The organism is Pseudoalteromonas maricaloris, assembly GCF_024746855.1.
Lineage (GTDB): Bacteria > Pseudomonadota > Gammaproteobacteria > Enterobacterales > Alteromonadaceae > Pseudoalteromonas > Pseudoalteromonas maricaloris.
Map to the genome: position 1 here is coordinate 1,058,884 of NZ_CP024625.1, position 13,510 is coordinate 1,072,393.

At 43.8% G+C, this 13,510-nt stretch carries 14 protein-coding genes; 6 read left to right on the forward strand and 8 right to left on the reverse strand.

Features of this window, described 5'->3' with window-relative positions:
* Window positions 1-53 precede the first annotated feature (53 nt).
* From CTT31_RS04485 to CTT31_RS04495, 3 genes are all read right to left on the reverse strand, one after another.
* Window positions 54-1,229, reverse strand: coding sequence for an alpha/beta hydrolase-fold protein (locus tag CTT31_RS04485; protein WP_260492060.1), 1,176 nt, complete (start codon window positions 1,227-1,229; stop codon window positions 54-56).
* 121 nt (window positions 1,230-1,350) lie between these two features.
* Complete coding sequence (locus CTT31_RS04490) at window positions 1,351-1,920, reverse strand: hypothetical protein (RefSeq protein ID WP_260492061.1); 570 nt, start codon at window positions 1,918-1,920, stop codon at window positions 1,351-1,353.
* Between the two features lie 30 nt (window positions 1,921-1,950).
* Window positions 1,951-2,784: a DUF2306 domain-containing protein gene (locus CTT31_RS04495; protein WP_260492062.1), complete on the reverse strand. Its 834-nt coding sequence runs from the start codon at window positions 2,782-2,784 to the stop codon at window positions 1,951-1,953.
* A gap of 176 nt (window positions 2,785-2,960) precedes the next feature.
* Here CTT31_RS04495 and CTT31_RS04500 point away from each other — a divergent pair, with 176 nt between their 5' ends.
* Window positions 2,961-4,067, forward strand: a complete 1,107-nt coding sequence (locus CTT31_RS04500) for a helix-turn-helix domain-containing protein (protein WP_249122463.1) — start codon at window positions 2,961-2,963, stop codon at window positions 4,065-4,067.
* A 7-nt stretch (window positions 4,068-4,074) separates the two neighbouring features.
* Here CTT31_RS04500 and CTT31_RS04505 read toward each other — a convergent pair whose 3' ends face one another.
* Both CTT31_RS04505 and CTT31_RS04510 read right to left on the reverse strand, forming a co-directional pair.
* Window positions 4,075-5,034 (reverse strand): hypothetical protein, encoded by a 960-nt coding sequence (locus tag CTT31_RS04505; RefSeq protein ID WP_260492063.1) that lies wholly within the window; start codon window positions 5,032-5,034, stop codon window positions 4,075-4,077.
* 80 nt (window positions 5,035-5,114) lie between these two features.
* Window positions 5,115-6,464, reverse strand: a complete 1,350-nt coding sequence (locus CTT31_RS04510; RefSeq protein WP_260492064.1) for an MFS transporter — start codon at window positions 6,462-6,464, stop codon at window positions 5,115-5,117.
* A 313-nt stretch (window positions 6,465-6,777) separates the two neighbouring features.
* On the opposite strand from CTT31_RS04510, the gene CTT31_RS04515 reads away from it, so the two are divergent.
* Window positions 6,778-6,981 carry a hypothetical protein gene (locus CTT31_RS04515; RefSeq protein WP_211859402.1) on the forward strand — a complete coding sequence of 68 codons (204 nt, stop codon included), beginning with the start codon at window positions 6,778-6,780 and terminating at the stop codon, window positions 6,979-6,981.
* Between the two features lie 117 nt (window positions 6,982-7,098).
* On the opposite strand, the gene CTT31_RS04520 is transcribed toward CTT31_RS04515, so the two are convergent.
* A complete protein-coding gene (locus CTT31_RS04520) occupies window positions 7,099-9,651 on the reverse strand; it encodes an Ig-like domain-containing protein (protein WP_260492065.1) in 2,553 nt (850 codons plus the stop codon).
* A 177-nt stretch (window positions 9,652-9,828) separates the two neighbouring features.
* Here CTT31_RS04520 and CTT31_RS04525 point away from each other — a divergent pair, with 177 nt between their 5' ends.
* The 3 genes from CTT31_RS04525 to CTT31_RS04535 all read left to right on the forward strand — a co-directional run bounded on the left by CTT31_RS04525 (window position 9,829) and on the right by CTT31_RS04535 (window position 10,983).
* Complete coding sequence (locus CTT31_RS04525; RefSeq protein ID WP_039492154.1) at window positions 9,829-10,302, forward strand: VOC family protein; 474 nt, start codon at window positions 9,829-9,831, stop codon at window positions 10,300-10,302.
* Window positions 10,303-10,546: 244 nt separating this feature from the next.
* Window positions 10,547-10,714 (forward strand): hypothetical protein, encoded by a 168-nt coding sequence (locus tag CTT31_RS04530; RefSeq protein WP_188249503.1) that lies wholly within the window; start codon window positions 10,547-10,549, stop codon window positions 10,712-10,714.
* Between the two features lie 110 nt (window positions 10,715-10,824).
* On the forward strand, window positions 10,825-10,983 hold the full coding sequence (locus CTT31_RS04535; protein ID WP_172439955.1) for a hypothetical protein: 159 nt from the start codon (window positions 10,825-10,827) through the stop codon (window positions 10,981-10,983).
* 71 nt (window positions 10,984-11,054) lie between these two features.
* On the opposite strand, the gene CTT31_RS04540 is transcribed toward CTT31_RS04535, so the two are convergent.
* Complete coding sequence (locus tag CTT31_RS04540) at window positions 11,055-12,071, reverse strand: CDP-glycerol glycerophosphotransferase family protein (protein ID WP_260492066.1); 1,017 nt, start codon at window positions 12,069-12,071, stop codon at window positions 11,055-11,057.
* A gap of 113 nt (window positions 12,072-12,184) precedes the next feature.
* Window positions 12,185-13,222, reverse strand: a complete 1,038-nt coding sequence (locus tag CTT31_RS04545; protein ID WP_211859935.1) for an NAD(P)H-dependent flavin oxidoreductase — start codon at window positions 13,220-13,222, stop codon at window positions 12,185-12,187.
* A gap of 100 nt (window positions 13,223-13,322) precedes the next feature.
* Here CTT31_RS04545 and CTT31_RS04550 point away from each other — a divergent pair, with 100 nt between their 5' ends.
* Complete coding sequence (locus tag CTT31_RS04550; RefSeq protein WP_095727329.1) at window positions 13,323-13,502, forward strand: hypothetical protein; 180 nt, start codon at window positions 13,323-13,325, stop codon at window positions 13,500-13,502.
* The last annotated feature ends 8 nt before the right edge of the window (window positions 13,503-13,510 follow it).

A 13,510-nucleotide genomic window follows, 5' to 3' on the forward strand; every position in this document is an offset into this window, starting at 1 on the left:
AGGTTTCCGTGCCACTTGCGTTGAGTGAATATCATCACTTTAGAAAAAATCAGTTAATGTAAGTGTTGCAATGCTTTGATTTCAGAGAGCAAATGTTTTTGTTCGCTTTCACTTAGCCCTTCAAACTTAAGCATGGCTTGGTAGGTCTTTAATAGTGATGGCTTATCTCCTTTTTGCTGATAAGCCGTGGCCAATTGCTGCAGTGCATTGAGGGATTCTGAGTTGTGCTGGCTCACAAAGCTAAATAGGTTGATGGCCGCAGTGAAGTTACGTTCGAATAGGGCGGCATTCCCGAGCGAAGTCAGCGCGCTGTAGGGGTAAGCCTTAAGTCCATATAGTGACTTAGCGATGGCGACATGATTTTCCAGCTGAGTGACACCGGCGGCCGCTACCTTCAAGGATGGCTGATAATGGTTAAATAGGTGCTGCAGACCATGATAATAGCTCGGGTAGACGACGCTCGTATGGGTTTCGCCACCAAAATGCTGTGCTTTGAAGTCAATTCCATTTGGCTTTCGCCAAGCATCATTAAGACGTTGAAAAGGCTGCGTTATGATTGCGTTTTCGTCTGCCATGCTGATGTAGATACACTTGTTGATTAACGCTTTTGCCAGTAAGTCATTTAATAATCGCTCTTTATCCCACCAAAGGCTTGGACTTGCCAACATCACACCATTAAATAAATCGGGTTTTTCAAGTAGCGCATAGGTTGCAAACAGCCCACCGAATGAGTGTCCTGCTAACGCGCGATAGCCTGATGTTCGATAATGCTTGTCTACGTAAGGGATGAGTTCTTTGTCGATAAATTGCAGTAGCATTTCTGCACCGCCTGGATTTTGTTGCCGTGTTGGACCTGCAAAATGTCCCAGTACCGCAAGGCTGCCTTTGCGATAAGGTGGAGTCAGATCTCGAGTGCGGTGTTCGTTGGTTTCGATGGCAACAATGATAAGTTCAGGTATTTTATGTTGTTGTGCCAAGAAGCGAGCCGCTGAAGCGGTATGTTCAAGATTGCTCTGACCATCAGTCAGATATAACACTGGATAGCTTGTATTGCCTTGTTCATAGCTTGGTGGCAGGACGATATGAACCGTTCTTTTTTGCGAAAAATAAGCGGATGAAAGCTGCAGTGTCGAGTTCGAATTTACTGATTTATTAGCAACAGCGCTACCAATTGACAGTAATGTAAAAATAGCCACGATAACAATGTGAGTAACTAACCTAGTTTGCATAACCGCTCGTTCCTTGCTTAAAAATCATCGCTAATTTAACACGAGTCAAAACGACAAGGAACGAGTTATATAGCAGCGCTTAGGAATTATTTGTTTTGTCTTGAGCCTTCTAAGGTCACTATCACTCCATTCTTATTGGTGTTTGTGCCTTATTAAGTAGTTTAGAAAAGATAGGTTTTAAGCAAAAAAGAGAAAACACTGAAACGATTGCCATCACTAAAATGCCAATTAGAGGAATAACATAACCAAAGGTAAAACTAGCACCGACCACGTGTCCCAATATACATTCTGCGCGGTAGATTGGATAAAATAGTCCAGCTATCAAAAGTCCTAGGGCTGTATACATGGTGAGGCTTTGATAACCGAACTCCCAAAGGGCTGATTGCAACAAGCTAAAGAGTAACATCACAAAGAATGCGACCAAAAACCCAGTAGGAATAACCACGGGTGCTGTTTTTTTAATGCCCTCTGTGCCAATTGCTTTATGGAGCCGCAGTGCAGTAAGCCAAGCTAATACGGGAATTATGATAATGCCCCATGCGTTAGATACTGCCGGAAAATCTGCTCTGTGAAGTAAGTGGTGACTGACTATGCCGCCGTTTAAATGTTGCCACATCAGCGTTAATATCACGAGTAAGATTGCCGATGTAATTAGGCCTTTGTTGATTTTGTTCGCTGTGACTGAAAGCATGTTTCTACTCCTAGCTGATTAAACTGTAATTTAACTAAAAAAGACGGCTGAAATGCGTGGCCACCACATCATGACAGCGGCCGCGCAAACGCCAATCGCGGTGATCACAAAACCTAAGCTCATCATCACCGCGATTATCCACACCGGTGCGCTGGCTTTGGTTTGGCGTTTTGCCCAAAAGTAGAGTTCTGCGAGTGCCATTGGTAGCAGATAGCAGGCAAACGAAATAAATATATCGGTAGGGCCATCTAAGGTTGCGGTATTGCCATTGAAGCCTTGGTTGACCATGTACCAACCAAACAAATAAAGACGAAACGTCCACACCCCATTAACCAAGAAAAAACTATGTACGGCATAACGTTGATGTGCGGCGATATTTTTTTGTATGGCAGTGCGCCAAGCAAAAAATATCGCAATGGGAATTAACATACCGTTGAGTGTTATTCCAATGGCACCAATATCGCTTAGCCTAAGACCGGTTACCCAAGTGAGATATAAGCCTGTGAGTGCGCCCGAAATACCGAGAATAAAAAATACGCGTCCGTTGTAGCGGTGAAAGCGTGGAAAGCGTTTTCGCACCGCAGGAATAAGCTGTAATAAGCCGTTGGTGGCCAAAATCACAGCGGGTAAGACATGGCTAAAAAACACCTTGGCATCTTTTGTGTGTCCGCTCGCCGGTGAAACCGCTGCACTTTGCTCTGTGAGTTCCACGATAAGCGGGATGGCATATAGGCCTAAGATATAAACAGCAAACATCCATTGCCCGAGCAGTGCGATACATATCCAGCTCTTTACGGCACCATTCAATACGCTAAAGGGACTAAAGAAAAGCCCAGTTGTTTTGGTTAGATTGAAGGAAGACAAAATACTTATCCTTATAAATCAATGAACTTGATATATAAAATGACAAGATTTTGCTATCTCGTCGCTTTGATTTTGAAAATCAAAGCAAAGAAAGTAGGCCGAATTTAAAAAATGGTGGTGTTAAGTTTACTTACAAAGTTAATTTGAATGCTTTTGGTGTGGCTGTTAGAGTTTTTGTGTCTACCAATATTCCTTCAATCACCATGACTATTGAAAATTATTACCTACTTTTGCTTAGCCTATGTTGCACTTTGGTTGTTACTCAGCTTTTTGTAAAAGAGAAAAAAGCAGCACATTTACTCTTTGCTTTAGTGTGCGGCTCGATAGCATTGGCCACGACCAAAAAGCTGACTCAGGACTCCTTAAATGGATATCAGTATTTAATTGGCATGGGGGCTTGTGTGACCTGTAATGGGTTTTGGTTGCTTGCTAGGGCACTATTTAGAGAAAAACAGGCCATTTTAAAAAGGCATGTTGTGTTTGCAATCGCCATTGCTGCCTTGGTCATATGGCGACAAGGCTATTTGTTTATCGATAGTCAATTACACATGAACGCTCGCGGATTTGTTGAGTGGCTTAACATTGCGGCGTATGAGCTTACCTTGTTGTTGTCATCTAGTGTACTCATGCTGGCATTTTGGGAAGGGTGCAGAGGGTTCTCGCAGTCTCAAGGGCAAGAAAAAGCACAAAGGGTGCTATTTTTATCCGCTTATTTTATTTGCGTCGCAGGCACTAAACTAATCGAAAATCGCTTTGCCGATAATCGTGAGGTTCAAGAATGGGCAGTGACAAGCGCAGCCATCCTCATTATATTGACGGCGCAAGTGTTACTGTATTGGCGATTTTCATCTCAACGTACAAGTACATCCGTTAGGTGCGTCGAATCAAATGAACCAACACAAACCGAGGATGATATTGCGCTCCAGCAACAGGTGGAACACTTTCTTATCGAGCAAAAAGGCTTCCTCAAAGAAGGGTTAAAAGTTGCTGACTTAGCTCAGCAATTTAATGAACCTGAATACAAGATAAGTCGAGTGATACGACAAAACCTGCAAGCGCGAAATTTCAGCCAATTGGTCAATGAGTTGCGGGTTGAGCATGCCAAAGTGCTGTTACAAGACCCCGCTAAACAGCATTGGCCAGTACTTGTCGTTGGCCTGGAAAGTGGTTTTGCGTCGGTTGGACCATTTACTAGAGCATTTAAAATCGCTACGGGAACCACACCAAACCAATTTAGAAAGCAAAATAGCCAAACGCAGGTGCTACGTGAAGCACAAGAGTAAGTGGCGATTAATTTAGCTTAGTCAGTTTGTATTGTAGCTGCTGAATAGGTAGCTCTATCGTCTGTGGGTCAAGCTCTGGCGTAATATCACTGACCGGAAAGACGTTATCTATTTCCACCGCATTCGCGATAGCGTTAGTATCGCCATTGGATAAAAAAGTAAGTTGGGTGTAATCACTGGGCTGTAAGTCATACCGAGCCAGCGTTGCCTTTAAGTCTATGCTGTATTTGTATGCAGCTAACAGGCTACCTGCGTTATCGTTGTATCTGCAGATCCGCCATTGATAGCTACTTTCGATAAACTCCAGCGCCCAAATCCCACCTTTATCTTGGATCATTTGTTGTGGTTGTTGGCAGGGCTGTGGTAGGGGCAGTAAACGGCTATGAGACCAAAGTCCTTCGTGGTTTTGGCACAATAAGTCGCCCTTACCAAGGTCGATAAGATGCGAGCTTAGACCATATTGGCAAAACTGGGAGGCGGGAATGAAAAAGGGATCGCTGTGCTTGTTAAGCGCGCCAAACGCAATATAGCCCATTAATACCTCAGTGTTGGTCATCCAGCCAAGGTAAACATATTCATCATCTTGCCAGTTTATTGATGCGATTTTCCCCTGTTTAACGGTGTTAGTCAGCGTGAAGTGGTCGCTTTTACCATTAAATGTACAAGTCAAACTGCCTTGTGTAGCGTCGATGTTGCATGATTGCTGAACTTGCTCCTGTGATAACCGCTTTATTTTAGAATTTGGCGTTTGATGGGTTAGCGCTGAGGTGAACTTAGCCGCAGCAGACAACAGGCCGGTTTGATCTTGTTTAAAACGACATTTAGGCTGTATCTTTGAGGAACTGAGCACGACACTACCATCAAGTACAGCAAGCTCACAGCTATTGGCTATGGTACAAGCCGTGAGCAGCATAACGCCACCAAAGGCAATCCAAGTGTTTTGCAAATCACAATACTCATCAATCATCAGCTACATCCTATAAACATAGCTGATAACACCTTGATTAAGCAATCTTTGGTGGCGAGTGCTTATCAGTCAGGCTATGTCTAAGGTTTGTTAGTCGTTTCGTCCAGCTCCTCGGTTGGCTCACTATTTTGCTCATTGTCGTCGAGTTCATCGTCGTTATCGCGAGGCGCGTCTTCGTCTTCGTCAACGACAAGTAGCTGCTCATGTGCTGTTTTTTCCTCGATACGCGGGTCCATGGTGGCAGCGAGCGGTGAGCTGGTAATATCAGAAGTCGCAGCCACATAGTCGCTAGGCTCTGGCTGCTCGGCTTTTTGTCTAGCGTTGATAAAGTGGAGGAGTAAGAACATAACAACGGTTAGTGCGCTTAACGAAGCGTATAGGGCTTGATGACCAAAATGGGACATGATCTGTGCAATAGCGGCCGAGCCAACACAGGCACCTCCCCCAAACGCCACCAGCAGCGCAGAAGAAACGCCAACACGGTCTTCATCATCAACACGGGAGTTTGCTAGTGCTGAAGAAAGTGGATACATGGTAAATGCAAATAACCCAAAGCCAAAAGTCAGCCAAAGACTGTAGCTTGGGCTCAGCGGAAGCAAAAATATACAAAGAGAAATCAAACCGATAAAAACAGCGTTACTGCGTAGTAAGATACTTCTGCGAACTCGGTCAGAGATAATGCCCATTGGCCACTGTGCAAGCAAACCTGCAAAAATCGTTACCGACATATACATGGCAATTTCTTCGGCATTAAATCCTGATTGGCTGGCAAAAGTCGGGGCAAGGCCATAAAAACTACCATTAATTACTCCGGCAAAACAGACCGCGGTGAGAGACTGAGGCACTTTTTTGAAGTAGGTAAACAGACTGACTTGAATAGGCTTAAGTGGCTTAGGGTGGATCCGCCTCGTCGTTGAAATGGGGATAATTCCAAAGGATAAGGCAACAACAATTAAAAACAGCGGCGCATAGCCAAGCTCAGGAAAATTAGACAGTGCAAACTGCCCTGTTACCATGCCGAGGTAGGAGGTGAGCATGTAAAAAGAAAATACCCTCCCTCGTTGCTCAGGTGCCGCTTGTTCATTCAGCCAGCTTTCGAGCACCATAAAGTTACACATCATGCCCAGACCCACCACAAGTCGTAGTCCAAGCCAAAGATAGATATTGTCACTCACCCCATGTATCGCTACGCAGGCCGTCACTGCAGCTGTGCTTGCCGCAAACGCGCGAATATGCCCAACTGATTTGATCAGGTGGTAGCCTAATTTAGCACCGAGCAACAAACCCAAGTAATAAAACGAGGTAAGCAAGCCGATCCAAAACGTGCTGACGCCGTGCTGGCCTAAATAAAGCGCTAAGTAAGTGGTCAGCAGGCCTGTCCCACCGACTAAGAATAGATTTGTTAAATAAAGCGATGGAAAAGATTTCATATCGACCTTGGGATTCATTATGAATTTGCGTGTAACGCTCTAATAGTAGGGGAGAAATAGTTTATTTCCAAGCAAAAAGCTGTTGACTGTTTATCAGCCTTGTTTGCTTGTGTCGTTGGCTGATTACTACATAGCCTAAGTTATGGGTTATTCAGTGTGGTTCTGGCAAAAATACAGTGATAACACGCGTATAATTGAATTGTTGTTTTAATTGGGTTGAGTGTTTTTTGTTCAGGTGATACAACTTAAGTTCAGGACTAAATTATTACGAGCTAGTTCCTGAATTTATCAATAGAACAAAAAAGGATTACCAATGAAATTAACGGTTAAAAAATTAAAGTCTTTATCTAAAAACAACCAAACACTTGATTATGCTGCGACGCCTAATGTGGCAGGTGGTTATACAACGAGGCCTGGCACGATTGGTTGTGAAACCACGACTAAAGAGTGTGATTTAATCACCACGGCACTTTGTACAAGCGCTAGGTGTGACAACTACACGACTGAAAATTGTTAGCAATCAAGTAAGCAGGAGCTGGGCTGTACCTGCCTTTATTTTTTGTATTTTATTGATTAATCAACCTGAACTCAGCATAACGTCTGACGTACATACCAAGCTCAGGCCAATGTAGTTTTAATTTCCTTGATTCATTTGCGTTAATTTATCGCCAATGGGTTGAGAGAAGTTATAGCCGTCGTATTTATCCCAGTTAATCGACCATGTCATCACGCCACCAAAGTTCGGATAAGTCTTGCTAGGTTGAATAGTGCCACATCCTGTACCTTTGGTTAAACAATCTAAGGCATTGATGATATTGCCAATAGGCGCTTGGCCTGAATTTGCCGACTGTGGACCAGAAGGTAGACCGATGGCTACTTGGTCATCCCTAAGTGGCACAAAGCGGGTGCCATCAGCAAGATCAAATCCCTCAATCAACATTTTTGCATGGGCAACCATCATGTTCACTGAGCCCTCTGGAGCACTTCCCGGTTCATATGGGTTAGGTAGGCCGCCATTGTTGTATAGCTGTACGTGAAGTAAATCTAATGTATCGCGTAGCTCGTTTATAAGTGGAATATAAGCGCCCCAGATACCTGAATAGGCAATCATGCCACCATGCACATAGGGATGTTCAGGGGCCATGGTAAGTACCATATTGCCACCAATATTTTGTTCAATTTGCTTTAATGCTCTTGGCAGTCGAGCTTGGATCTGAGAGCCATGCACAAGGTTCGAGCCGCTCTCTAAATCGATATCTAGCCCGTCAAATCCCCATTGTTGAATAATATCGGTGAGGCTACTGACAAATGCCGCTTCATCGGCATCCGTATTAAGGGTAATTGTGCCTTCTGCACCACCAAGACTTAGCACAAAAACTTTACCTTGCGCTTGTAGTGCCTGCATGTCGGATTTGAATTTTACCGGGTCGATAGGCGGGCAGTTAGAGCGAATGTCTTTTTCAAATGGCGTGAAGTGCACTGTACCATTCGAGTTTCTATCATTTTCAGCAAAGGCAATATCGATGATATCCCAAGCAGTAGACATCTGATCAAGTGGAATTGGGCAACCAGCTGGATTGACAAAGTTATGCCAATAGCCAATCAATTTGTGCTTTTTACCGATGGGTTTGTCGATGACTTGAACAGTCACGCCGCTACTGGACACCTGATCATTATTGTCGTTGGTGGCCGTGGCATAAAGTGTTTTTGTGCCGATTGAGGCCGGTGCATAACTATATTCGTAGGGTGGCGTTGTGTCTGTATTGAGTAACACGCCATCAGCATAAAACTGTACTTGAGTGATTTGTCCAACAAAAGAGGATGCTTGTGCAATCAATTGAGTGGAATTACCCAAGGTAATTTGGCTGCCGCTAGTGGGGGCGAGTAAATCAACGGCAATCGGTTTATCTGTCACATTCACTGTAATTGTTTGTTCGCTTTGATTACTTTCGTTATCCACGGCAATGGCTTTTAAACTCACCGTATTGAGGGCTGTCGGTGTCCAGCTGTGACTAAGCGTTCCTTGATTGGCTGTGGCAAGGAGTGTGTTGCCGGCATAGAGTGACAGTGTAGCAATACTGCCGTCTGTATCTTGAGCACTGACAGAGATAGTGGTGGGCGCATTGACCAAAACAGTACCATTATTGGACGGGCTTTCGAACGTTACGGTTGGCGCGATTGCACAGATCCCTAAATCGCTCCATGCATCGCTCCAATACTGGCCTGCACCTGGCTCATATGCCCACTGCGCGTTTGAGCTACACCAACCTGCAATATCACAGCGATATTTATGATTATTATGAGCGACGAGTTCACCAGCCTGGTAATTTTGTCCAGCGCTATATGCTCTAAGGCCTAGGCAGCCACCTCCCACTTTTGTTAGCACATCGATGGCAAGGTTTGCCTCACTTACCAAGCCTTGATTGTCTATCGCTGTTACATTTAGTTGGTTTACGCCAACTTGCTCCGCTTGGAATTGGAACTGAAAAGGAGGGGTTGTTAGGTTCGCAACAAGCTGGTTGTTCACGCTAATTTCCACTCCCGAAATAGTACCGTCGCTATCTTCAGCTGTGATGCTGATCCCTACCATATCGCCTTGATAGAACTGCTGACCGCTGGCTGGTGCTACAATGGATACGTTCGGTGGTAAATTTTCTCCGCCCGGTTTTACTGTGATCTGTGCTGATTGCGAACTTCCGGTTAGCCCTTGGGCATCGGTGGCAATTGCACTGATATCGTATTTGCCAAGTACTGCGTTCCAAGTGGTTTGAAATGGTGCGGTAGTGTCCGTTGCGATGACTTGCCCATTTACTAAGAATTCGACATAAGCCAGATCACCATCGACATCATTGGCATTAGCGGAAAAAACAGCGCTGTCATTTTCGCCCAGCACAGCGCCATTATTTGGGCTGGTGAGTACGACACTCGGTGCTTGACCAGACCCTGTTGCACAAGCTCCCAGTGACCGCCAGACATCATAAGGACCGGAGTGGCCAGCTGGATTGTCGTTTTGACTGTACCACTTAGCTTCATATGCTTGGTTTTGGGACTGGGTAATATCCCCTTGTTTGTAGACTTGTTGTTCAGACCAAGAGCTTAAATTACTACAGTCGTAGGCGTTTACTTGGCCTGCGAGGATGAGAGCACCGCTCGTCCAAGCCAATCGTAATATAGAAGTTGGTTTCATACTGATCCCTTACATGTTGTTGTGTGTTTTATGAACAAAACCAAATTAGCATATAGGTAAATAATTCGTTAATCAACACTCGAGTTATGAGTAAATCTTATCGCAATTTTAATTCGCATATTTCAAATAATCGGCTAGGTTTAGAGGGAATTTAACGGACTTTATAGGATCCATATAATGGCGACTTCTTCAATTCCTTCCGGTTATCATTCACTCACGCCTTACCTTATTGTGGCTGGTGCAGCAAAAGCTATTGAGTTTTACCGAGCTGCTTTTGGCGCTAGTGTAAAGCTTCAGTTACCTATGCCAGATGGCGGAATAGCACATGCGGAGCTGCTGATTGGAAATTCTTATGTGATGCTTTCAGATATGTGCCCTGATATGCACTTTAAAGATCCCAATGAGCTTGGTGGCACGCCCGTTAGCTTGATGTTGTATGTTGACGATGTGGACACTGTGTTTACGGGGGCAATTGAATTGGGGGCACAGCAAGTCACGCCCGTTTGTGATCAGTTTTATGGTGATAGGGCTGGAACGCTACGAGACCCATTTGGTCATATCTGGACGATTGGCACGCATAAAGAAGATCTCACAGAAACCGAGTTGCTCGCGCGTATGGCTGATTTTATGGATAAACAACAAGATGCCTAGTTGAGGTAAGTTTATCTTATTAGATTGCAGATTTATTAATTTTTTGTTTGTTTTTAATGGTGTGCTTTTTGGAGTTTTTGGTTAAAAGGCATTATTTAACATATGATTAAGGGTTGTCTTAGTGGTGAGGTGAATTTTAAAGTTAATTTTATTGTGAATAATGTTGAATTTTTTATTTTTTCATGGCAGCTTAAGAATTAGTGATAAATTTTTATCACTAAACGACTATTTCAAGGAAATGATAATGAAATTAAAATTAAAAAAATCAGCGTTGAAGCAACTAGATAAAAACCAAAGCCTACCTTTACAGCAAACGCCTCAAGTAGCAGGCGGTGCTGAGCCAAATACTAGAATTCCTTGCCGCTTAACGGAAACGTTGACTGGTACGGATTACGGTCAGTGCCGTTGTTAGTATAGTCGAGCAGTGTTTTAGGTTAGCCTGATGAGATAGAAAATCTACTTGTTGGACTACCAACCTTAAACAACATGATTTACAAATTAAGATTAATCAAGGATAAGAAGATGAAATTGAAATTTAAAAAAACAGCATTAAAACAATTAGATAAAAAGCAAAGCTTGCCTCAAGAGCAAACACCAAACATCGCTGGTGGCGCAACAGGTATTCGTTGTCGTCCTCCAATGTCAGAAACTGGCAACCAGTATTGGCAGTGTGAGTGTTAAAATTAGTGATAAATTAACATGAACAAGCTCACAGTTAAGTGAGCTTTTTTATTTCGAAAAGCAATCTGCTTTTAATTTATCTTCATGTAATTCAATGCTTTACGTATTTTGTAACGTCTCAATAAATTAAGCGGTTTACGCTTTAATCCAGCAGCAATTACAGCCTCTGTTGCTGCGAGTATGCGCTCGGCGCTTTTACCATCACGGTAAGGATGCACTTGCTGAATGTATTGCTCAATACGTTCACTTTGTGCGTCGGACAGGTTGAGTGCTTGTTCAACCGCTTCAGATAATTGGCTTGCATCGGTAATATTGAGTAAGGCATCTTGAGGTTGGTGATTATTAAAAGTGATAACCGGTTTACCAATTAATAGCGACTCATCAACGGCGCTAGAGGTATCAGAAATCACCACATCGGCTTGCTGAATGAGGGGAATGAGATTGTCATTTCCGGCGATTTCAAAGTCGCTGATGGTTTCAAGTTCCATGTACATCTGTTGCCACTGCTGTTTCGTCTTAGGATGAAACTTAAGTTGGACTTTGTATTTTCCTGACTCTGCGAGCTGTTTGATGTGTGCATGTAATGCTTCAAGCGATGTAAGGTTCGGTGAAAAAGTGGGAGCATACAGTATGACTGGCTTTTCATTCTCTTGCTTGGTGTAATCAAAGTAGGGGTCGAGTTTTGGCCAGCCAGTTTCAATCACCGAGAAATAACCATGTTTTTGTGCGAGTTGGTTAAATGGCGCAGTGGTAATTGGGCCGTGAGTACAATACAAATCGAAGAAACCACGGATCCCAAAGTGACCTTTCTTTTTATATTCTAATCCGTGAAATACTTGCACTTTGGCGCCTGGAAAAAAGTCAGGAACAACGTTTCCAGGAACAAATACAGCTCTGGGATTAAACGCCTTGACGTCCTCTACGCTCAGTAACTCCGTTTCGTCTGGTGCAAGTGAACTTGAGTTTACATCTTTACCTTTTAAAAACCATTTCACCACATCACCGTTTGCACGGATAGCATTTTGGAGGGGTCTTAGAATGGCAAAGCTATATGGTTGCTCAATGTAGAAAAGGTAATGTTTAGGCATTGAAAGTCACTTATAAAATCAGAGTTTATGGCCAGCACTTGAATGGCGCAGCTAGGGCCAGAGCGATATTAAGCAAATAATACCGCTTTTACCGCATCAATACCAAACATCCGTTACTCGGCTGTGTTGGCGCCGATACGTGAATGCACCTCAGTGGCTTGAGCCATCATGTTATCCATTAAGGTTTGTACTGATTCGATTTCTCGAATTAAGCCTTGAGATTGACCAATAAACTGCACGCCATGATCTAAATCTCCATGGATTGTGGCGGCTTCAAGTTTTTCGGTGGCGGCACCAAAGAGCGACAGCATCTTAATTTTATCGAATTGAGATAACAGTCCTAGTAGTAGCTTCCATAAGGGCATGTCGACCATTTTGGCGGCCTTGAATGATTTTATGGTGGCTATGAAAAAGTTCATCGGGCGGCGCGTTGCCTTTTCAGCCATGGGGGTTTTCATTACTCGAGCATAAAGACCATCGAAGTTTTTGGAATAAATCGTCTGTTCAACGTCTTTTTCTACTACAGTATCTTTGACATGTTGATGCAAAGGGCTTTCTTTAGATGTTGCAAAACGAGAGCCCATCGCAACGCCCTCTGCGCCAAGCGCTAGCGCGGCGATAAGTCCTCGACCATCAGCAAATCCCCCTGCGGCAATCACAGGTATATCGACAATATCGACTATACTCGGCACTAAACACAGTGAAGTTACTTCACCACCATGGGCTGCGGCCTCATGACCTGTAACTAATAGCGCATCAACGCCAGATTTTTGTGCTGCTAATGCATGCTTTTGCGTCACCACAGTAGCAATGACTTTTCCGCCGTAGGCTTTAGCCGCTTGCACTAGCCAATCGCCTTTTCCTAAAGAAAAATTGATAACAGGCACTTGCTCTTCTAATGCGACTTTGGCATTTTCTTTGGCGCCTGGCATCATTAACGTCACACCAATACCAAAAGGCTTATCGGTGAGTTCACGAATTTTTCGTATTGCTTGACGTGTCTCGTCCTGACTGAGCGGGCCCGTGGCTAAAATACCTAAGCCGCCAGCATTGCTCACTGCCGCAACAAGCTCAGGGACAGAAATCCAGCTCATGCCGGGTAATATAATGGGTTTTTCGATGCCGAATAATTCGGTGATAGCAGTTTTCATCATTGTTATTCTACTGGTCAGATGTGTTTATGAGCATAGCTGGAATTTTGCTTGAAGTGAATACTGGTTGTAAGATACCTGTTTAGAAAGAGGAACTAAGATGAACGTAGTTATATTATTAGTGAGTTTAGTCATCGCGTTGGTCGTCTTGATACCGCTGTTGGAAAAGTATCAGCAGCGTTTAGGACTAGATAAAATGCAAAAGTATGCCAAATATGTACTGCCTTTATTAATGGTGACGCTGATCATTAAACTTATCTACGTTTTAGTGGCCGGGTAACAAGCGCC